The sequence below is a fragment of the Rhodococcus sp. 114MFTsu3.1 genome, assembly GCF_000383555.1.
GTDB lineage: Bacteria > Actinomycetota > Actinomycetes > Mycobacteriales > Mycobacteriaceae > Rhodococcoides > Rhodococcoides fascians_E.
On the sequence record NZ_KB911546.1, the window covers coordinates 243,807 to 264,384 of the forward strand.

The 20,578-nt window shown below is 65.5% G+C and carries 22 protein-coding genes and 1 riboswitch; of the genes, 4 read left to right on the top strand and 18 right to left on the bottom strand.

Translation table 11 applies throughout. The annotated features are described in order from the left end of the window. Window position 1: 1 nt before the first annotated feature. From H292_RS0106985 to H292_RS0107015, 6 genes are all read right to left on the bottom strand, one after another. Window positions 2–1,270, bottom strand: a complete 1,269-nt coding sequence (locus H292_RS0106985) for an MFS transporter (protein WP_019663030.1) — start codon at window positions 1,268–1,270, stop codon at window positions 2–4. Beyond that, window positions 1,267–1,917 carry a GntR family transcriptional regulator gene (locus tag H292_RS0106990; RefSeq protein WP_019663029.1) on the bottom strand — a complete coding sequence of 217 codons (651 nt, stop codon included), beginning with the start codon at window positions 1,915–1,917 and terminating at the stop codon, window positions 1,267–1,269. Before H292_RS0106990 ends, H292_RS0106985 begins: the two co-directional genes overlap by 4 nt. Before the next feature lie 36 nt (window positions 1,918–1,953). Continuing rightward, window positions 1,954–2,151, bottom strand: coding sequence for a hypothetical protein (locus H292_RS0106995; RefSeq protein ID WP_019663028.1), 198 nt, complete (start codon window positions 2,149–2,151; stop codon window positions 1,954–1,956). Between the two features lie 110 nt (window positions 2,152–2,261). Beyond that, window positions 2,262–2,657 (bottom strand): DUF2752 domain-containing protein, encoded by a 396-nt coding sequence (locus tag H292_RS0107005; RefSeq protein ID WP_020110933.1) that lies wholly within the window; start codon window positions 2,655–2,657, stop codon window positions 2,262–2,264. A gap of 9 nt (window positions 2,658–2,666) precedes the next feature. Beyond that, entirely contained in the window at window positions 2,667–3,284 is a 618-nt protein-coding gene (locus H292_RS0107010; RefSeq protein ID WP_020110934.1) for a hypothetical protein, read from the bottom strand. A 46-nt stretch (window positions 3,285–3,330) separates the two neighbouring features. Then, on the bottom strand, window positions 3,331–3,669 hold the full coding sequence (locus H292_RS0107015; RefSeq protein WP_020110935.1) for a plastocyanin/azurin family copper-binding protein: 339 nt from the start codon (window positions 3,667–3,669) through the stop codon (window positions 3,331–3,333). 79 nt (window positions 3,670–3,748) lie between these two features. Between H292_RS0107015 and H292_RS0107020 the strand changes: the two genes are divergently transcribed. After that, window positions 3,749–4,198 carry a hypothetical protein gene (locus H292_RS0107020; protein ID WP_020110936.1) on the top strand — a complete coding sequence of 150 codons (450 nt, stop codon included), beginning with the start codon at window positions 3,749–3,751 and terminating at the stop codon, window positions 4,196–4,198. Between the two features lie 4 nt (window positions 4,199–4,202). Here the strand turns inward: H292_RS0107020 and H292_RS0107025 are convergent, their stop codons facing one another. The 12 genes from H292_RS0107025 to H292_RS0107080 all read right to left on the bottom strand — a co-directional run bounded on the left by H292_RS0107025 (window position 4,203) and on the right by H292_RS0107080 (window position 16,943). Then, complete coding sequence (locus H292_RS0107025; RefSeq protein WP_020110937.1) at window positions 4,203–5,369, bottom strand: Dyp-type peroxidase; 1,167 nt, start codon at window positions 5,367–5,369, stop codon at window positions 4,203–4,205. Further along, window positions 5,362–5,829 (bottom strand): copper chaperone PCu(A)C, encoded by a 468-nt coding sequence (locus H292_RS0107030; RefSeq protein ID WP_019663021.1) that lies wholly within the window; start codon window positions 5,827–5,829, stop codon window positions 5,362–5,364. Before H292_RS0107030 ends, H292_RS0107025 begins: the two co-directional genes overlap by 8 nt. Beyond that, window positions 5,826–7,226 (bottom strand): PepSY-associated TM helix domain-containing protein, encoded by a 1,401-nt coding sequence (locus H292_RS0107035; RefSeq protein WP_027498662.1) that lies wholly within the window; start codon window positions 7,224–7,226, stop codon window positions 5,826–5,828. The genes H292_RS0107030 and H292_RS0107035 overlap by 4 nt, the downstream gene beginning before the upstream one ends. 90 nt (window positions 7,227–7,316) lie before the next feature. Continuing rightward, window positions 7,317–7,805: a hypothetical protein gene (locus tag H292_RS0107040; protein ID WP_020110938.1), complete on the bottom strand. Its 489-nt coding sequence runs from the start codon at window positions 7,803–7,805 to the stop codon at window positions 7,317–7,319. A 59-nt stretch (window positions 7,806–7,864) separates the two neighbouring features. Then, on the bottom strand, window positions 7,865–8,557 hold the full coding sequence (locus tag H292_RS0107045) for a (2Fe-2S)-binding protein (RefSeq protein ID WP_020110939.1): 693 nt from the start codon (window positions 8,555–8,557) through the stop codon (window positions 7,865–7,867). Next, the gene (locus H292_RS0107050) at window positions 8,554–9,321 is read right to left on the bottom strand and encodes an ABC transporter ATP-binding protein (protein WP_020110940.1); all 768 of its coding nucleotides are present in this window, start codon (window positions 9,319–9,321) and stop codon (window positions 8,554–8,556) included. Before H292_RS0107050 ends, H292_RS0107045 begins: the two co-directional genes overlap by 4 nt. Further along, window positions 9,318–10,412, bottom strand: a complete 1,095-nt coding sequence (locus H292_RS0107055; protein ID WP_020110941.1) for a FecCD family ABC transporter permease — start codon at window positions 10,410–10,412, stop codon at window positions 9,318–9,320. The genes H292_RS0107050 and H292_RS0107055 overlap by 4 nt, the downstream gene beginning before the upstream one ends. Next, window positions 10,412–11,395 (bottom strand): ABC transporter substrate-binding protein, encoded by a 984-nt coding sequence (locus H292_RS0107060; protein WP_019663015.1) that lies wholly within the window; start codon window positions 11,393–11,395, stop codon window positions 10,412–10,414. Before H292_RS0107060 ends, H292_RS0107055 begins: the two co-directional genes overlap by 1 nt. A gap of 101 nt (window positions 11,396–11,496) precedes the next feature. Further along, a riboswitch (cobalamin riboswitch) is annotated at window positions 11,497–11,626 on the bottom strand. Between the two features lie 16 nt (window positions 11,627–11,642). Continuing rightward, window positions 11,643–13,745, bottom strand: a complete 2,103-nt coding sequence (locus tag H292_RS0107065; protein WP_020110942.1) for an FUSC family protein — start codon at window positions 13,743–13,745, stop codon at window positions 11,643–11,645. 31 nt (window positions 13,746–13,776) lie between these two features. After that, entirely contained in the window at window positions 13,777–15,063 is a 1,287-nt protein-coding gene (locus H292_RS0107070; protein WP_019663013.1) for a GAF domain-containing protein, read from the bottom strand. Window positions 15,064–15,108: 45 nt separating this feature from the next. Then, on the bottom strand, window positions 15,109–15,876 hold the full coding sequence (locus tag H292_RS0107075; protein ID WP_019663012.1) for an acetoin reductase: 768 nt from the start codon (window positions 15,874–15,876) through the stop codon (window positions 15,109–15,111). Next, the gene (locus tag H292_RS0107080; RefSeq protein ID WP_019663011.1) at window positions 15,873–16,943 is read right to left on the bottom strand and encodes a 2,3-butanediol dehydrogenase; all 1,071 of its coding nucleotides are present in this window, start codon (window positions 16,941–16,943) and stop codon (window positions 15,873–15,875) included. The genes H292_RS0107075 and H292_RS0107080 overlap by 4 nt, the downstream gene beginning before the upstream one ends. A gap of 197 nt (window positions 16,944–17,140) precedes the next feature. Here H292_RS0107080 and H292_RS0107085 point away from each other — a divergent pair, with 197 nt between their 5' ends. The 3 genes from H292_RS0107085 to H292_RS0107095 are packed head-to-tail and all read left to right on the top strand — an operon-like array spanning window position 17,141 to window position 20,573. Beyond that, window positions 17,141–18,103 (top strand): ABC transporter permease, encoded by a 963-nt coding sequence (locus tag H292_RS0107085; protein WP_026347411.1) that lies wholly within the window; start codon window positions 17,141–17,143, stop codon window positions 18,101–18,103. Next, on the top strand, window positions 18,100–18,948 hold the full coding sequence (locus H292_RS0107090; protein WP_019663009.1) for an ABC transporter permease: 849 nt from the start codon (window positions 18,100–18,102) through the stop codon (window positions 18,946–18,948). Before H292_RS0107085 ends, H292_RS0107090 begins: the two co-directional genes overlap by 4 nt. Beyond that, a complete protein-coding gene (locus tag H292_RS0107095) occupies window positions 18,948–20,573 on the top strand; it encodes a dipeptide ABC transporter ATP-binding protein (protein WP_019663008.1) in 1,626 nt (541 codons plus the stop codon). The genes H292_RS0107090 and H292_RS0107095 overlap by 1 nt, the downstream gene beginning before the upstream one ends. Window positions 20,574–20,578: the final 5 nt, after the last annotated feature.

The following is a 20,578-nucleotide window of genomic DNA, read 5'->3' on the forward strand; positions in this document are numbered from 1 at the left end:
GTCAGCTGATCTTAGACGCCTCGGCCGGGAGGTGGTGGGTCGAACGGGTACGAACGAACGCCCAGCAGACTGCAGCGATGACGGCACCGGCGGTGAAGATCGCCGGATAGGTCACCACCCCCGGCCACGCTTCGGTCAGCGCCGACAGGATCGCGGGAACAGCGAAGCCCAGGTAGGTCAGCGAGTAGAAGACGGCAGTGAGCCCGGCCAGGTCGTCGGGTCCGGCGATGCGCTGCACCTCCTGCAGCCCGGAGACCAGGGCCATGCCGTAACCGCAACCGAGGACAGCTGCCGCGATCAACGCCGCGACGATGGTCAGCACCGAGGCAGCCCACGCGGCCAGCACCATGCCGACCACCAGAATCGTCAGTGCGACGAGTGCGCCGCGAGCAGCGTCGGGCGTGTCGATTCTGCGCCCGACCGCCTGAATCGCGAATCCGGATCCGAGTGCGATCACGGACATTAACGCGGACAACGCAATCGGATGACCTCCGCTGTGGTCTGCCATCAGCGACGGCAGAACGGCGTAGGCGACGCTGGCCGCACCGAACACCCACGGCGCGAGCGGAACCACGACCAGCAGGAACCGCTTGTGCCCGGCGGACGGGATCTTCAGGTCGTCGACGAGTCGACGCCGATCGGCGGGTGGCACTGCGGGCCGCGTCTCGGGAACCGAGATCATGCCGAGGCCGGTGACGACGCAGATCCCGACATGCACCAGGTACGCGAGATGCGTGGGCCACGGACCCCATTGCGCGAGAACGCCCGCCACGCCTGCGCCGAGCGCAAATCCAGCGGTGAGGCTCATGGCAGCGCGCCTCGCGCCCGCCGAGGAACCGGCCCGAGCGGACAGTTCCTTGATCCAACTGCCGCCGACAGCCATGCCGATACCGAGTGCCACACCACTGAGCACGCGGCCGAAGAAGAGTATCGCGGCGGTGTCCGCACCCATGGCGATGAGGATCGATCCCGCCGCGGCGACGGCCGTCGCCGGCAACATGATCGGACGCCTGCCGAGCCGATCCGACAACGGACCGCAGACGAGCAACGCAGGAACGATGCCGATGACGTACGCGAACAGGAACGTGTCGACGGTGATCGCCGAGAATCCGTGTTCGAGCCGGTACATCACCAGTAGCGGGGTGAACTCGTTTCCGCCCCACGCGACGGCGAACATCCCGGCGGCTACGAGAATCCACCGTCCCGTCCTGGTATCGGTCGTCCGCGTCGGAGTCGTTGCTTCGGACCCCTTCACTGAATTCTCGGTCATGTCGCGCCTCCTTCGTCCAATCCGTGTGTGCGTCTCATGTGGGTGTCGACGGCCTCGCCGAAACCGTCGACGTCGGCGGCCTCGATCAAGTCCGCGAGGCGGCTGTGGTCGTCGACGATGCGGGAGATCTGATCGGGATCACGGGCGAGCGAATGCGTCGTCATCCGCCGCTGGCGCTCGCGAAGTCCGTCGTAGAAGGCGTCGAGCAGCGGGTTGGCACCGGCTCGGACGATCAGGCGGTGGAAGTCCGCGTCCGCGGCGCTGAAGTCGGCTCGCGTACCCGTCGCGGCGATCTCCCGTTGCTCGGCGAGGTTCGCGCGTAGCCGAGGCAGAAGCCGCTCGCGCACGTGCGGCGACGCGGCGACGACTCGAACGCTGCCGGTCTCCACGAGCCACCGCGCGGACACGACGTGTTCCGCCTCGTTGGCAGCGATGGGTACGACGAGTGCGCCGCGCTTGGGGTAGAGCCGCATCCACCCTTCGACCTGTAGGCGCAGAAATGCCTCACGGACGGGAGTGCGGCTGATGTTCATTCGGCCGGCGATGTCGCCTTCGCTGACCAGTTCCCCACCGGGCAGCTCACCGGTGACGATCATTTCCTTGACCGTCACATAGGCGTGCTCAGCGGCAGTGGGTTCCTTAGACACAACATAGATACTAGATGAGCCGCGTTCGGCGTCGAGCTAGGGCACCCAGTACCTCGTGGCGAGGACGTCGACGATGGGGTCGTCGTCTGCTGCGTCGTCCAGAGCAGCGAGGTCGTCGCGGATCGCTGTGAACCGTGGGTCGTCGCCCTCGGCCACCTCCGCGTCGGTGGCGCCGTCACCTGCGAGTTGATCGAGCAGCTTCGCGCGCACTCGCGCTTTCAACGAGTCGGTCATTCGTCGTCACCCTTCTTGAACACACGCCGAGCCGTCGGGATCAGCACCACCAGAGCTCCGACGAGAACGACCACGGAAAACGCTTCGAGCCACATGTGCTTCCTCTTTCCTCAAGGCGCCAGGGCGCTACCGAACGGCAGATTCCTGACCACGGTGAACAGAACTACGACGATCACCGAGAGCAGCACTGCCCACCTCGGCGGCGCGTGAACGGCCCGGCCGCGAACCCACGTCGCCCACAGGAGCACTCCGAACACGAGCAGTGTCACGGCGAGCACGTTGGTCGACACGGCCGACGCGACGTCGCCGTGCACCAGGTCTCCGAACGCCCTCGTCGCACCACACCCGGGACACCACACGCCGGTCAGCGCATGAAACGGACACGGTAGATACGTCGACGACCTCGGATCACGCACGAACAGCACAGCTCCCGCCGCAACCGTCAGTCCCGCAACCGCCGCGGGAGCAGCGAAGCGTCGTCGACGTCGCGCCCCTGTCTCGGTCATGCATCCAGACTAAGTGAGTCCCGAGTCGGTCTCGGGCTTGTCCACTGCGTGGTCGTAGTAGCCGACCACCCCGCGCGCTCCGAACACCGCGAACTCGGCCTGACCGCCGGACGTGACGGCGTCGTCGACGATCCGGCGCAGGACGACGTCGACCAAGCGGTCCAGGGCGAACCATCGATCCGCCGGACCGGCCTCCTCGTGAACTGCCGACTCGTCGAAGTTGCGTCCGACGGATGCGTCGAGGTCTGTCATCTCGGCGAAGATCGACGTGTCCGGGACGGTGATGTCGGCTTCGTTGTCCAACAGCACCCGCACCGCCCAGCGAATATCGTCGACATGGTTGGCGAGCCACAGGCGTCGGCGATGCACGACGCCCAGAGCCGGCCACCTCTTCCTGGCCGCCTGACGGGTCTTGCCGGTGACCGCGGCGAGGTCGGCCAGGCTGGCACCGAGCCACATTGCAGTGGACGCAGCTTTCTCCGTCGCCGCGGCAGCCTCGGCGACGACGCGGGCTTCGTTCTCGATGGCCTGCCCGAGATGCACGAGCGCGTGGGTGCGACGGGACCGCTCGTCGCCGATGTCGGTCGGCTTGTCACCGGGGTCGAATACTGACAACTTTTGGTTCACACCGGTGAGGGTACGGTGTGAACCACAGGTTTACAAAGACATTTGTCTACGCCACGACGACGACGCTGCCGATCATGTCCGGGTGAGGAGTGCAGTGGTAGGTGAAGGTGCCCGGTTCGGTGAACGTGTGTGAGAACGAGCCTTCCTTGGCGAGGGGGCTGCGGAAGGACCGATCGTCGGCGACGACATCGTGAGCCATCCCAGCGTCGTCGAACACCCAGGTGACGGTCTCCCCCACCGAGACGGTGATGTCGGCTGGCGTGTACGCACGATCGGCCACGGTGACCTGGTTCTTCACCGGCGGCGCAGTCGTCTCCTGGGCGGGCTGGGAAGTGCATCCTGCGACGGTCAGGGCCACGATCGCTACGCCGAGCTTCAGTCTCACAGTTTCAACCGTATGGCATCTCGTGAGCTCGGGTAACATCACCGCCGTTCATCTATCGACCGAAAGGCCAGGCTTGTCCATGACGACACGACATGCCCGCACCAGCGTTGCATCGTCGGCAACCCTGCTGTTCGCGACCGTGATGATCTTCCTCGCGACTACCTTGTTCGGCACCGCGTCCGCGCAAGCCAGGCCGGTCCAGTTCGTCCCTGCAGGCGCCATCAGCCCGACCATCGGCTTCGATCCGGCTGCGGTCATCGAGTGGCGATTGGATCAGGCGATCGTCAACCAGCCGATCTTCGTTCGCGTCGACCCGTACTTTCCCGGCCTCACCGACTTCTCGCTGAACAACTGGTGCAACTGCGCCATCAACTGGTTCAACCACACCACGCAGCAGGGCGGGGTTGCGTTCCCCGGTCCCCTGCCGTCCGGGCCGATCCGCACCGGCTCCGGTGACGTCTCGGCCTGGACCGACATTCCCGGTGGCTTCACCCTTGTCCGTGGGCAGGGCAACTGGTGGGTTCCGTAGGCGGCTAGACCAGCGCCTCGCCGAGGTATCCCCCTTCCGAGGTTCCTGCGGGCACGAGGAACACCGCGGAGCCGATGGGCGTCGTCCACTCGTTCAGCGCGTCGTGTTCGTCCAACCGCTGCTGCACGGGAAGAAACTGCGTGTCGATGTCGCGCTGATACGTTGCGAAGATCAACCCCGAATTGCTCGTCGAACCTCCTTCGGGTGCATCGTCGTAGTTGTAGGCACGCCGGAAGAACCGCTCCCCGTCGTGCGTGTGCCGGGCACGTGCAATGTGCGACGCAGGCGAGATCACCGGGATGCCGAACCGATCGGTGGCATCGAAATCCGCCTCGTCGTGCTCGCGTTCGCCGGTCATCGGCGCTCCCGTGTCCAGCTTCCGACCGACCGCGAATTCTCTTCCGCCGCGGTCCAACTCGTCCCAGGTGTCGAGTTCGACGGAGATACGGCGCACGATCATCGACGTACTGCCGTCGTCGTTCCACACCAGGGTGTCGAAATCCGTTGCCGGATCCGGGTTCACGGTGCCGTCGACCTGACCCATCAGGTTGCGCATCGTCGTACCTTCCGTCCTGGCTCCGCGGGAGGACCGAAACCCTCGTTGGACCCAGCGAATCGACGCCATCGACCTGACGTTCTTGGTCAACACCCGCACCGCATGGCTCACTGCGGACGGGTCGTCGGCGCACACCTGAAGCAGAAGGTCTCCGCCGTTCCACCGATCCTCGAGTCGATCGATGCCGAACGGAGGCAACTGCCGGACGGGTGACGCCACTCTCGCCGCCGCGAACGCGCCCGGTCCGAGCCCGACGGTGACCGTCAGATTGGCCGGGTCGGCCGCGAGTTCCGGTTCGGTGTCGGCCAGGGCAGGCATGCCCTGGGTGAGCCTGTCGGCGTCCGTCGTCCACAGTTTCAACACCGACACCACGTGTTCGCGTCCTGCACCGCCTGCGAGGTCGAGTGCAACGAACGTCCCGTGCGCCTGCGGCGGAGTCGAGACACCGGCCTGATGTTTCCCGTGAAACGGAACGACCTGTCGACCGAAGACGAATTCCTCCGGCTCCCTTGTGTATCCGTACGCCACACCCGCAGCTCCCAGCGCGGCGACGCCTCCACCGAGAAGGCGTCGCCTGCTGATTCCGGGACTGCGGCGTGGTGCTGCGTCAGCCACCGTAGTTTTCCTGCGCGCCCGCGAACTCGCGGACCTGCGCAGTGAACGTGGACGACGATCCGTCCTCGAATGTCAGCGTGATGTCGGTGTCTGCTCCCGGAGTCAACGGCGACGTCACATCCATCAACATGATGTGGTCCCCGCCCGCCTGGAGCACCTTGGTTTCCTGTGCGCCGACGGCGAATCCACCTTCCTTGGGCTTCATCACCATCGTTCCGTCGGCACTGGCGACCACCTCGTGCAGTTCCATCATCGACGAGGCGGGTGACTGCGCGGAGACCACCCGGACCTGGGTGTCTCCGGTGTTCTGGATCTCCGCGAACGCGGAGGTCATTCCCGTGTCGGCAGATTTGATCCAGGCCTCGCGGATGGTGACCGAATTCGACTCCGTTGCAGGAGTTTCCGAGCTACATCCGGCGAGCAGGGCGAACGATGCGAGGGCTACGAGAAGTTTTTTCATGGCGACTCCGATGTCGATGCGCGGCGCCGAAGCCCGAGAAGGGCATCGACGAGAAGGAAGACGAGGATGCTGATGCCGAGAAGTGGTACGAACCAGCCGATCACGGCAGTGATCGCAGCGAGCGGGACGAGCTGCCGGACCGGCAACCGGCGCAGCCCGCCTGCGGGCGGGGCGGATGCCGAAGGACGACGTTGCCACCACATGAGGTATCCGCGGACGATCACCGTCACCAAGGCCACGGCCAGCAGTGCCAGCGCGATCTGGTTGGCGATCCCGAACAGAATGCCCATGTGCAGCGCAATGCCCCAGGCGGCCAGCTTCGCGGCCGGCGGCCACTCCGAGAACCAGTTGGTATCGACGATCGAGTTGGTATTTCCGTCGATGGCAAGGGAACTCGTGGAGAACACCCACGGCCCACGCGTCTGCGCGACGACGAAGGCTGTGTCGGCCGTACCAGGGATGGTGACTTCCACTGCGCCGGCGAGCCCCGCCGCCCGAGCCGTTCCGATGACGGCGTCGAGGCGGCCGATTCCAGCGGACACCACGTCGGCCTCCGGTGCCATGGCCGACATGTCGTGGCCTGCGTGGTCGCCGGGCGGTGCCGGCGCGTCACCGCTGATCGACGAACTCACTCCCGGCGTGGCCCAGTTCAAGGAGGACCTCAGTTCGGTGATGTTCTCACCGGCGTACTTGGACCAGGTCAGTCCCGTTGCGGACAGAAAAACGAGACCGATGGCTATCCAGATACCGACACTTCCGTGCCAATTGCGGTTCCTGGCTCGACCTTTCGACGATCGGTCGACGGTGAGGAGTCGTCCGCCGCGTCGATACCGTCGCACCCAGAGCACGACGCCGCCGAGGGCGACGACCCACATCCAGGATGCGGCGAGTTCACTGTAGATGCGGCCGGGTTCGCCGAGGTGAAGATGCCGGTGGAATCCGCTGATCCAGGTGCGGGCCGGCAGTGCGTTGCTGCTGCCGTACACCACCGATTCGCCGACGGATTCCGCGGTGACCGGGTCGACGAAGACTGCTCGCCGTTCGGACTCGCCGAGTGAGGGATCGGTGAACATGACCCTGGTGGTGGTGCCGGGTTCTGTTGCCGGGCGTACGGCGTCGAGGGTCAGGTCGGGCCTGACCTGGGTCGCGGCCGTGACCTGCTCGGCCACCGAGGCGGTGGGCCCAGCCGAGTCGGTGGTCAGCAGGTCGGAGTACAGGATGTTCTCGGCCGTCGGCGCGAGCGCGTAGAGACCACCGGTGAGCGCGGCGATCAGGATGAACGGTCCGACGAAGATGCCTGCGTAGAAGTGCAGGCGCATGACCAGAGAGGGACGTGGCGGTGATCGATCGGGTCGGCCCGGCCCGATGTCGGGCACGACTGTGCCGGTTGTGGACATAGGTGTTCCAGTTCTGTCGGGTGTCGCAAGACCCCGGTGATCGACGGCGCTTCACGCGCGAGGGATCACCGGGTGTGAGGGAACGAAAGATCAAGCAGGGCAGGGAGGCCCGCGAGTTCCTGTTCCCGACGACACCAACAGTCGGAGTACGACGTTCGGCCGGTATTCGGTGCTCTCGGTGCGAGCCCGATCCTGCACGGGCAGGACCAGACACAACACGGGAAGGATCCGGCGCAACACGGCCAACGCTCGACTGTGCCCGAGCACGGCACCACGAATGAGCAGGGCGCACACCACCGTCGCGCATGCGTGCGCCGCCAGCATCGACGGACTGAGTGACGAGCCGTGGTGATGCCCACTCGCCGCCGTCAGCACCGTGTGTCCGACGACTTGGCCGAGCACGAGCACGACCGTCGTCGGGACGCGGTCCCCGAGGGCTGCGGTCAGGACGCCGAGCGCCGCACTGACGACCACGAGCAGTACGAGGGCCGATTCGCTCGGCACCATGACTCCGCCGCCCACGCCGTGTGCTGCGATGCTCAGCGCACCGGAGGCAGCCCCGACGAACGCGCCGCGCATACGCGCACGAGCGTCGGGGCGGAAAGTCATGGGGACACCTTAGACGACTACTACGCTTCCTAGTATTGCGCGGCGGCGCGGAGCCCTCGTAGCCGATCCGACGGTGTCCGGCGTGGGCAGCTGGTGCACTTGTCCGACGCTGACGTCAGGTACAACAGGCAACACGAGCTGCGGCGTGTGAAGCGTCGGCCTCCCACGTCGACGAACCGGGGAGCGGGTAGCGGCGAGGACATCGCGGCCACGAGTTCCTGGGCGAACGCGCTGCCTCGTTCTCGGTCTCCGAGGGCCGTGCCGACGTCGAGGCACCGGTTGGCTATCGAGTCCGACGTGATCGCCCAGAGCGCGTTGGTCGTCGCTCCCGACGCCGCCGCGAGAGCGTCGACGACCGCGCGAAACGTGCCGGCAAGGGCACCGGGCAACTGCTCCGGCGTCACCGTGCGATCGCTCCGCACCCCGCCGAGGTAACCGTCGCCGCGCAGAAAACACCGAGAATGCTCGAGCGACGGATCGGCCGCCGTTCCCGTCACCATCGCCGTCGACACCGCCAGCAAGGCAATCGTCGAGCTGGCGGAGTACCACCACAGCGTCCCGTTGATCCGGTCGTCGGTGCAGTTCCAGCGCCTGCCTGTGTCGGCAATCCGCTCCCGCAACCAGTCCGCATCGGTCATCGCCGACGCCGGCAGATCGAACGGGCCGTGCAGGTACTCCGCGAGTCCGGGAACCCTCTCCGCAGCTTCGGTGTAGACGCTCATGCGAGGCCGATGATGTCGATGGACGGGCGTGGGACCGCAGAGACGGTGGCTCGGATTCCGAAGATGTCCGAGAGGAGATTATCGGTCAGAACCTCGGCCGTCGGCCCCGTCGCCACCACGGATCCGTTGTCGAGCACGGCGAGCGAGGTGCAGTATTCGACGGCCAGCCGTAGATCGTGCACGGTGACGACGACGGCCAGGCCCTCCGCGGCGAGATCACGGACTGCGTTCATGACGACGAGTTGGTGGCGCAGGTCCAGATGATTCGTGGGCTCGTCGAGCAGCAGTATGCGAGGTTGCTGTGCGAGTGCCCGAGCTATGGCGACACGCTGACGTTCGCCGCCGGACAGTGCCCCGACATCGCGCTCCGCGAGCCCGGTCAAGTCGACCCGGTCCAGGCATTGTTCGACGATGTCCGCGTCGGATCCCGTCGGACGGTCGAACCAGCCCCGGTGTGGGACACGGCCCAGCGCAACCGACTGCCGAACTGTCAGTCCCACCGACGCTTCCGGCTCCTGGGTGCCGACGCCCACGGTGCGCGCAAGTTCCGAGCGCTTCATCGCATGCGCGTCGACGCCGTCGACTAGAACGGTCCCGGCGGTCGGCGTCAGCGCGCGATAGCAGCACCGGAGCGCCGTCGTCTTCCCGGACCCGTTGGGTCCGACGAGTCCGAGAACTTCACCCGGTCGAACTCGAAAATCGATTCCGTGCAACACCTCCCGTGATCCGAGTCGGGCGGTGACGGCATTGGCCACGAGTGTCATCGAGCCGCCCTTCCGTACTGGCGGTAGAGCATGAAGACGAAGATCGGTGCGCCGACGAGCGCGGTGACGACCCCGACGGGCACCTCTGTGCTCCGTGAAACCGACCGCGCCAGCGTGTCGGCGCCGACCAATGCGATCGCGCCCAGCAGCGCGGCGACCGGCAGAAGTCTGATCGCTCGCGTCCCGACGATGTATCCGGCGAGGTGTGGCACCAGCAGACCGACGAATCCGATTCCGCCGCCGACGGATACCGCTGCGCCGGCCAGCATGGAGATCGCCAGGAGTTGCACGACGCGGAAGCGTCGGACGTTCAGACCGAGGGCAGCGGCACCGTCGTCACCGGTTTTCAACAGATCCATCCGGGGTGCACTCAGCAGCAGTCCAGTGCCGATGATCAGCAGCGCGATTGCGGGCAGTGTCAACGTGGACCACCGCGCGTCTCCGAATCCACCGGCTAGCCAGTGCATCACGCCACTGAGCGTGTGTTCGTCGGCGAAGACCAGGAGTGTGAAGGTGATCAGAGCGGAGAAGATACTGCCCAGTGCGACGCCGACGAGAACGATGGCTGTCGATTGTGGGTATCGCCCGCCGATCATCAGAGCCAGAAACAGCGGAATCATGGCCCCGACGAACGCGGCGGTCGGGACCGTGAACACCCCGAGGGCCCCGGCCCCGATTCCCATCGCCATCACGAGCACCACGCCGAATCCGGCACCTGACGACACTCCGAGCAGATAGGGATCGGCCAACGGGTTGCGCGTGACTGCCTGCGCCACACCACCCGCGATCGCCAACGACGCGCCGACGACGGCCGCCGTCAGCGATCTCGGCAACCGCGAGTCGACGACGATCACCGCCCTCGCCTCGGACCACCACGAGTCGAATGCGCCCGGCATCAACCGGTGCACGACGATCGCCCAGACGTCGCCGACGGGAATCTGTACGGACCCGAACGACACCGCAGTGGCGATCACCATCAGCAAGGCGCCCGTCAGAACTGCGATCAACGCACCGAACCCGATTCTCGACCGAGTGGACACCTCCGCTTTCGCCGTGGCCCTGGGCCTGTCGGTGTCGGCAACGGTGACCATCAGGAGGTGAACCGGTCGGGATGCAATGCACGGGCGATGGTGTCCACGCTCGTGACCAGTCGCGGGCTTTCGAAGAAGTCGTCGAGCGGTACGACGATGAAGTTGTCCTGCTGCACAGCCGGAGTGGTCGCCATGATCGGCTGGCTCTTCAGGAAATCGATCTTTCCCTGCGCCGACGTGTCACCGTAATCGAGGACGACGATGGCCTGAGGGGCGCGCTCTCCGACGATCTCCCACGTCGTGTCCAGGTAGGGGCGCTCACCCTCGGGGAAAATGTTCGATGCGCCGGACCGATCGGCGATCAACTGTCCGACGCCCACACCACCGATGGTCGTCGGGACGTCCTCACCGGAGTCGTAGAAGAAGGTCGGCGTCGGCTCCGCGTCGCCGAGTTCGGCACCGATGGCCGCCAAACCGTCGAGGACGCCGTCGGTGACGGCCTGAGCCTCCTCCGGAACGCCGAGGACGCCACCGAGCTGGCTGTAGTCGTTCTCGAGCATGCCGATGTCCGGGAATCCGGATCCGCAGTACTCGGAGAACAGGAAGGTCGGGATGCCCGCCTCGGTGAACGACTCTCTCGAACGCCCTTCCTTGTCGTTGAATGCACTCCGCATGCCGCCGACGACGAAGTCCGGGTCCAGATCGAGGATCTGTTCCTTCGTCGGGTACTCGTCGGCGAGGCCGGGGATCTGTGCGAAATCCTCGGCGAACTCGGGCGCAGGCGTTGCGTTTCGATAGCCCATGCCGACGATGCGGTCCGCAACGCCCATCTCGATGAGCACCTCGGTGACGTGGTCGTTCATGGACACGATGCGCTGAGGTGGAGAGTCGAACTGCTGGGTGCTGTCGCAGTTGGTGATGGAGACCGGGTCGTCGAACGAGTCCGCCTGCCGAGCGTCCTGTGCGGTGTCACCGCGGGAACAGCCAGTAAGGGCGACAATGGTTGCGGCGGCGATGGCGCCGAAGGCGATGGAGCGTGACATGAGTACCTCTTGGAGCTCAGAGCCACGAAATGTTCGGCCCGGTGCGCAGCATGGAACGCCACGCGCTGGACTTTCCGATTCGTAGACCACGACGAATGGGTTGTCGCACAACCTCGACGCCGGGTAATCGGGCTCGCTGCCCTCTGGCGAGGGCAGCCTACCGTTGCGGGTCAGCGCCGGATTCGGACCGGCTTCCCCCTGCGTCAGGTCAGCTTCGTGCTTCGCATCGCAGTATGCACGGACGGAGTCAGACGCGTGTCAGCGCCTCACCCATGGTGCGGTTGAGGGTGCTCAGTGACCTGACGGCGCTGCGGACGGGACCGGGGGTCGTGGTGGACTTCAGCATGACGTCGGGGGCCGAGGTCTCCGTCAACTTCTCCGGTGGGTCGACGTGTTCGCCTGCGAGTGCACGCCCGACGTCGGCGATGGTGGCTTTGGTTACCTCGGCGGCCCGGCGTAGTGCGTCGGCGGTCTCCTGTGACGGACCGGTGTCGGGTTCGGCGTGAGAGGCGCCGACACCGGCGCGGGCCAGGGCGTGGCTGGATCGGTTGCTGACGGTCATGATGCGCAGCAGCCGTTTGACGCCTTTGCGTGTGCGTGTCGTGGGCCCCATCTCGAGGGGTTTTCCGGCCGCGACGAGGTCTTTCAACGCGTTGTCGAGTTTGCGCATGTCGACGACGAGGTCCGTCGGGCGGCCGGGCGTGATGACGGCGTCGATGCCGGTGTCGATGATGGCCGTCATCTGTTCGAGGTAGTCGTCGACTTTCTCGACCATCGTCGATCTGGTGCCGGTTGAGAAGACGAAGTACGCCGACGCTATCCCGACGAGTCCTCCTGCCGCGGTTTCGTAGATTCGTAGTTCGAGCACTTCGATGCTGAAGGTGCCGAGCAGTCCGTACAGCATCGCGAGCATGACGGTGACGAAGAACGACAGCAACGCGTACGCCACCGTCACGAGGTAGAACGCGAAGAAGATGCAGACGACCAGCAGGAGCAGTTGCAGCGGTTGATTGCGACCGACCAACGCGGACAGCAGAACTCCGGCCAGCACACCTCCGACGGTACCGACGACGCGGTGTCCGGCGCGGGAGAGGATCTCACCGCGAGTCGACGCCCCGGTGAAGACGAGGAATGCCGTCAGGACCGCCCAGTACCAGCGGTCCGGTGAGATGATTTCGCCGAGTACGGTCGCTGCACTGGTCGCGACGGCAACTTGGATCGCCGCTTTGGTGCTGGGGTTCAGCCCCGAATCGGTGTCGTCGTCCTTCTCCGGCTTTTCCTTGGGTGCGGATTCGGTGTGCAGCGCATTGCTGGTGATGTGGTGAATGGCGATGTGGGCCTGCACTGCTCGCATCGCGACCGTCGCGGCGATGCCCGCCTGGGTGGACGGATCCGCTTTGTCCGCGGCTGCGGCAGCGAGGCGCCTGGCCGCACGGAGTTGGTCGTCGGACGGGTTGTTCTGCAGACACGACGAGAGGGCGGTGGTGGCCTGGACGAGCGACGACGGCCATGAATTCGGCGGGAGCGCAGCCTGCGGGGTGACCCCAGATGGGATCGGGTCGAGGGCCCACAGCGCGCTCACGAGTTGTTCGGTGGCTATCTGCGCGTCGAAGATGCGGAGCGAGAGGTCCTCGTTGGTGACGCTCAGCAGCTGCGAGGCATCGTTGCGGTCGAGCCAGTCGTCGATCATCAGCGCTGTACTGCCGAGCCGGTCCAGACGCTTGCGGAGCAGGTCCAGATCGCGATCGACTCTGTTCGACGCGACCTCGAGGACGTCGATCGACGCGGCTCGCAGTGCTCGCACCAGACGCCGCAGTTCCAGCCCCGGCCGCTCGGGAAGGACGAGAGTGCGTACGGCGAGCGAGATCCCGACGCCGAGAACGATGGACACCGCGAGGACAGGAATCTGGCTCGGTTGAGCGCGTAGGAACAGTGCGAAGAAATAGCAGATGAACGCGACCATGCCGAGCGCAGTGCCGCGCGGGCCGTACCGCCGCACCCACACCGCGGCGAACAGCACGACGATGAACCCGACGTCGGCGACCTTGCCGAACTGGGAGAGCACCGCCGACAGCGACACTGCGAGGATCGCCGGAAACACCAGTAGGAGTGTCGTGATCACTCGGCTGCGTTGGTCCTTGTCCTTCACCGCCGCCGAGGACTGCATGGCGACGACAGCGCCCAGCAGCGCGACCGTCAACGGCTGGCCGACGAGATGAGACCCGGGAATCAGAATCGCCATCGCGAGGACGACGGTGATCGTCGTCGTCGCGGCTGCCCGTAGCCGGAGCCTGCCGGGGTCGGAGACTGCGAGGAACCGCAGCGTCTCCGATACGATCCGATAACCCATTCGGCCAGCTTACGGCCGTGAACGGATGGATTCAGGAGCGACGCATCCGCACCACGGCAGGCGCCGTCGAGTGTGGGAGGAGTCGGCTCGGGTCTTCCGGCAGCAGCACGTCCACGACGGCGGTCTCGTCGAACCGGTAGGGCTGCGTCTGCACGATTCCCGACATGTGCTTGCGCAGCCGGGACATCTCGGCGCGGACGGTGATGGCTCGGCCGTCGTCGCCGAACAGGTCCGCGGCCAGCTGTGCTGCACTTCGGCCTTCCCTGCTCGACGCGAGGAGATACAGGATCTCGGCGTGCCGGGGAGTGGGTTCGTGCGTCCACTCCCCCACCTCGCTTCGTATCTGCACCCGCACGTGCTGGTGGTGCCGAAGATCCAGGGACACAGTCGTTCTACCGGTTTCCGACGCCTCGTCTCCGGTCGGGCGGACGAGCCACCCGCCGGGAAGCGGCTCGAAGTCGCACACCCCGAGGGTCGGCAGCCAGAACCGCCCGGCGACGACGTCCTCGGGCAGCAGTACTCGGTTGCGCAGCGCCACGGACTCGACGGCAGCGACCCATCCGTTGGCGTCGACGGCGAGTGCGGGCGCTTGCAGGCGTGCGAGCATCGGCGCTGCGACCGACCGGAGACGGTCGAGGTTCTGCCGGTGATGTTCGCGCAGTTGAGATTCCGCTAGTCGAGCGATTGCGTCGACCAACGCGAGGGTCGTCGGGTGGACGGTGTTGGCGGGCCCGCTGACGTCCACGGCCCCGATGACATGTCCGGTACGCGGGTCCTTGATCGGTGCACCCGCGCAGGTCCACGGATGGTGGCTGCGCACATAATGTTCCGCGGAGAAGATCTGTACCGCCCGCCGCGACACCAACGCGGTGCCGATCGCGTTGGTTCCGACCGAATCCTCGGCCCAGCTGGCACCCTCGACGAACCCGAGGCCGTCGGCGCGGTCGAGCACCGACGTCGACCCACTCCGCCACAGGACCCGTCCGTGTCGATCGGCGACGACGAGGATGTTGTCGCCGTCCTGCACGACGGATTCGAGTCCGCGACCCAGGTCGTCGAGGATGTCGAACAAGCCCGATTCCCGACGGCTCAGCTCCAGATCGGACACGTCGATCTGCGGTGAGGCCACGCTGCGTTGCTCGGGGTCGATACCGAGGGTCTGCAGGCGTCGCCACGAATCACCGATCACGTCGCGGGGACGTGCGGGGGATTTGCCGCCCGCCATCGTCGCGTCGTACACGGCAGTCAGAATCTGCGCGTAGCGGCGCGGGTCCTCTCCGGCCGCCAGCGCAGGTTCCGGTCCTGTCGTCTGCGTCATCACCGACAATTGTGCTCCAGATCACTCAGAACATGCAAAGCCGGGTCAGCGGAACACGAGGCCGCCGTCGATCAACCCCGCCTGACCAGTCATGTAGTCCGAATCAGGACCCGACAGGTAGGACACGAAGGCTGCGACGTCCTCGGGCGTCTGGGCTCGACCGAGCGCGATACCACCGACGAACTTGTCGTACGTCTCGCCCTCGGCAGCACCGGTCAGCTCGGCGAAACGCTTGTCGATGGTCACCCACATGTCCGTTCCGACGACGCCCGGGCAGTACGCGTTGACGGTGATGCCGTGCACGGCGTACTCCTTGGCCGCGGCTTGGGTGAGGGCACGAACGGCGAACTTCGTCGCACTGTAGACACCGAGCATGGCAAAGCCGTCATGACCCGCGATGGACGAGGCGTTGACGATCTTGCCCTTCTGGCTCAGTGACCTGAATTTGGCTGCCGCAGCTTGAATTCCCCACAGCACACCGTCGACGTTGACGGCCCAGATCTTCTTCGTGTCCTCGGGGCGGACGTCGTCGAGCGGGGCGACCTGTGCGATGCCGGCATTGTTGATCATGACATCGAAGCTGCCGAGGGCCTCGTGCGCATGGTCGACGGCTGCGAAGACCTGATCGCGATCACTGACGTCGGCCACGAATGTGGTTGCGTCGGTGCCGATTTCCCGAATCTCGCGGGCGACCTGCTCGATCTTGTCCGAGCCCAGATCGATGAGAGCGACATCGTGGCCGTCGGTCGCGAGCCGCAGTGCGATACCGCGGCCTATGCCCTGGCCGGCTCCGGTGACGAGTGCGACGCTCATGCCTGACCCTCGCTGCCGCGTCCCACTGCAGGATCCACCAGAACCTTCATCTTGGTGCCTGCGTGAAGAGCTTCGAATCCGTCGTCGATGACCGATTCGAGCGCGATCGTGTCCACCCATCCCGTCGTGTCGTACTTGCCCTGGGCCATGAGCTCGATGACGGCGTCGTAGTCGGCCGAGGTGTAGCAGAGCGATCCCTGGATGCGGGATTCGTTCATGACGAGCTTCTGCAGCGGTGTGGTCAAGGGCTTTTCGTAGATCGCGACGCTGACGAGTGGTTTGCGAGCTCCGATGCAGCCGAGTGCCGTCTCGACGGCGGGTTGAACGCCCGCCGCGTCGTAGATGGCGTCGGCGCCGCGGCCGTCCGTGAAGTCGGCGACGAACTCCGGCACGTCGAGCGACGTCGGATCGAGGGTTCTGGCACCGAGCGCTTCGATCGAGGCGCGGCGCGTCGGTGACGGTTCGACGACGAAGACGTTCTCGAGGCCTTTACCGCGGAGCGCGAACCACAGCCCGATCCCGATGGGGCCTGCGCCGAACACCATTGCGGTGTCGTCCGGATCGGGATCGCCGAGTGTCGCAGCGTGGAAGGCCACGGACATCGGTTCGACGAGTGCGCCCAGTTCGAGGGACACGTTCTCCGGCAGGTGATGAATCATGTTCGTCGGCACGACGGTGTATTCGGCCATGCCACCGTCGGACATGAGTCCGTGGAAGCCGATCTGCTGGCAGATGTTGTAGTTCCCGGCGCGACACGGTCCGCAGTGTCCGCAGCGGTACAGCGGCTCGATGGCGACGCGGTCCCCGACCTCGATTCCCGTCACGCCTGTACCGATCTCGGTGACCGTGCCGGAGAATTCGTGCCCCAGGACGAGCGGCAGCTGCTGGTTCGTCAACGGATGCGGCTCGGTGGGAACGAAGATCGGTCCTGCGTAGTACTCGTGCAGATCGGTGCCGCAGATTCCGTTGTAGCCGACCTTCACCTTGACCTCGCCTTCCCCGGGCGACGGCTCGGGTACGTCGGCGATCTCGACCTTGTTCGGACCGTAGTAGACAGCTGCGCGCATCGTGTTTCTCCTAGCGTTGAACGATGCAGTCATGTCTATGTGACCCCAGCCACAGGGGACAGGGTTGCAGAGCGTTGCATTCGCTGCGGCCGAGTCGGTGACAGCGAGAAAAGATCACGGCGATCCGATCCGTCGACATCGGCAACCTCGGTCTTGTTGAATACTCGCAATCGTCTTCTACGACAGGTACTCCTTCGATGTCATTACGCGCACGCTACGTGCTGCACCGAATTGCTCAGGCGTTCATAGTCGTTGCACTGACCTACACGTTCGTGTTCTTCGTGTTGAACGTCCTGCCCGGCAACCCGATCGAGAGTCGGATACACAGTCCGGAGAACCCCATCTCCGCGAAGGACGCCGAGGTTCTCACCGCGTACTACAACCTCGACAAGTCGGCACTCGAACAGTTCTGGATCTCGGTCCAGCGGCTCGCACACGGTGACCTCGGATACTCGTTGACCAGCGGTAAATCGGTGTCCTCTCTGCTGGGCACCGCGATTCCACAAACAGCCTCGCTGGCCGCACTCGCCTTCCTCGTCGCGGCCGCGCTGGCCGTCGTGATCGCCTTCACGGCGGTCTTCGCACCGTCGTCCACGGTGCGTGAGACGGCCCGGGCCGTTCCGCCGATCTTCCTGTCGGTGCCGTCGTTCATCGTCGGACTCGTTCTTCTGCAGGTCTTTTCGTTCCAGCTCGGGCTCGTCTCCGCTGTCTCCGACGAAGGGGTGAAGTCGCTGTGGCTGCCCGCGGTTGCGTTGGCGATTCCGGTGTCCGCGCCGATTGCCCAGGTGCTCGTCCAGGGACTGTCCACAGCGGCGCGTCAGCCGTACGTGGACATTCTGCGCTCCAAAGGCCTGCGCGAGGACCGCATCGTGTTCGGCCACATCGCCAAGAACGGATCGATTCCCACTCTCACCATCGCCGCGATCACCGTCGGTGAGCTGCTGGCGGGTTCGGTGATCACCGAGACGATCTTCTCGCGGACCGGAATCGGTTATCTGGTCGAAGACGCGGTACGCAATCAAGATCTCCCGGTCATCCAAGCCATCGTCATCGCGGTGTCGGCAGTCTTCGTCATCACCAACCTCGTGGTCGACCTGGTCTATCCCGTGATCGATCCACGTATTTCCGCCGCACCGACCAAGGAGGCTGTGCCGGCATGACTCTCGCACTTCCCACCCTCGCGAGCCCCATCACGGTGCGCTCCCGACTGCGCGGGTGGACACCGGGCGACGTGGCGGCGGTCGCCGCCCTGCTCGTCGTCGCTGCCTTCGTCGTCGCACCGTCGGTCATCGCCCCGTTCGATCCCCTTCAGGAGTTTCCCGACGCCGCATTGCAAGGACCGGGTGCCGTCCACTGGTTGGGGACCGACTACCTCGGCCGCGACCAGCTCAGTCGGTTGATTCACGGAACCGCCGTGACAATGCTGGGTTCGGTCATCGCCGTGGTCATCGGACTCGTCCTCGGAACCGCGCTGGGACTCGTCTCCGCGTACTTCGGCCGGGTGGTCGACGCGATCTCCAGCCGAATCGCCGACGTGCTGCTGTCCATTCCGACTCTGCTGCTGTCGATCACGATCATCGTCTCTCTGGGGTTCGGTACCGTCAACGCTGCCATCGCAGTAGGGGTGTCGTCGATCGTCGTCTTCTTCAGACTCATGCGTTCGGAAGTTCTGACGGTGCGCAACCTTCCGTTCGTCGAAGCGAGCGAACACCTCGGTGCAGGTAGTGGCCGCCTACTGGTACGACACATTCTGCCCAACGCCTATTCTTCGGTGCTCGCCCTGGCCGCACTGCAGTTCGGGACCGCGATCCTGTCCATCGCGGCACTCAGCTTCCTCGGATACGGCGCCAATCCCCCGACCGCCGAATGGGGACTGATGATCTCCGAGGCGCGTAACTACATCCACACCGCGCCGTGGCTCATCGTCGCGCCGGGCGCCGCCATCGTGATCACGGTTCTGAGCATCAGCCGAGTCAGCCACATCGTCCGAAAGAGAGTGGGATAGTGACACTTGTCGACAGCCCGGTAACTGCCCGTACCGCCACCGCTGTATCCGTCGAAGGCCTGACCATTTCCTACGGTGCAGATCCAGTGGTCACCGACGTCGATTTCGAACTTCGGAACGGTGAGACGCTCGCAGTCGTCGGACAATCGGGCTCGGGCAAGACGACCATCGCCCGCGCGGCCATCGGCATGCTTGCAGGAGAGGGGCGGATCACGTCGGGGTCGGTGCGGATCGCAGGTACCGACGTCACCCGGTACACCCAGTCCAGTTGGCGCAGGCTACGAGGCTCGACGATCGGATTCGTGCCTCAGGACCCGCTGGGCTCCCTCGATCCGCTGAAGAAGGTGGGCCATCAGATCGCGGAAACACTTCTGCTGCATCGGATCGTCCAGCGCCGCCGCGTCGTCGACGAGACCGTGGCCCTGCTCGATCGAGTCGGCATCCGCAACCCCGCCGAGCGGGCAGGCGCCTACCCTCATCAACTGTCCGGCGGGCAACTGCAGCGGGTCCTGATCGCCATTGCGATCGCGGCCAGGCCGTCGATCCTGGTGGCCGACGAGCCCACGTCGGCTCTCGACGTGACGGTACAGGCGCGCATCCTCGACCTGCTCGACGATCTTCGCCGCGATCTGGGTCTCGGCGTCCTGTTCATCACCCACGATCTGGCTCTCGCGCGAGATCATGCCGACGACGTCCTGGTTCTGAACCACGGAATCGTCCGCGAGCAGGGCCGCGCCGCCGAGGTTCTCGCGTCACCGTCCGACGATTACACGCGTCGGTTGATCGCCGACGCGCCGGCGCTGTCGCTGGACAAGTACGCCTCGCGCCCGGCTGCACGCGTCGAGACCGCACTGGAAGTGCGAGACCTCGTGAAGACGTTCGCCGTCAACGGCTCTCGTACCGAACGATCCACCGCGTTGGACGGTGTGTCCTTCACCGTTGCTCGGGGCACCACCCATGCGGTCGTCGGTGAGTCCGGAAGCGGGAAGACCACAGCCGCGCGCATCGTCAGCGGACTGGAGCGGCAGGACTCCGGTGAGGTGCTCGTGCACGGCTCGCCGCTCGACACCTCGCGGCGAGCACGCCGCGGCAACGCCCGACGACTGCAGCTGGTCCACCAGAATGCGTTGGCGGCAATGGATCCTCGTTACTCCGTCGAGAACATCGTCGCAGAGCCGCTGTCGATCGCAGGCGTTCGGTCGCGAGCCGAGCGGCGAGATCGGGTCCACGATGTGCTCGACAAGGTCGCCCTACCGCGAGACATTCTCGAGCGTAGACCGTTCGATCTCTCCGGCGGACAGCGTCAGCGTGTGGTGCTGGCTCGGTCGCTGGTCCTGGCACCGGACATCCTCGTACTCGACGAGCCCACGTCGGCCCTCGATGTCAGCGTCCAGGCACGGATCGTGGACCTACTGGTGGAACTGCAGCGTGATCTGTCACTGACCTACGTGTTCATCTCGCACGACTTGTCCCTCGTGCGCCAGGTGTCGGACACCGTGACCGTTCTCGAGCACGGGCGAAACGTCGAGTCGGGGAACACAGCCGATCTGTTCCGCGACCCGCGCGAGGAGTACACCCAGCGCTTGATCGAGTCCATTCCCGGTCGCGCGCACGTACGCGCGTGAACGTT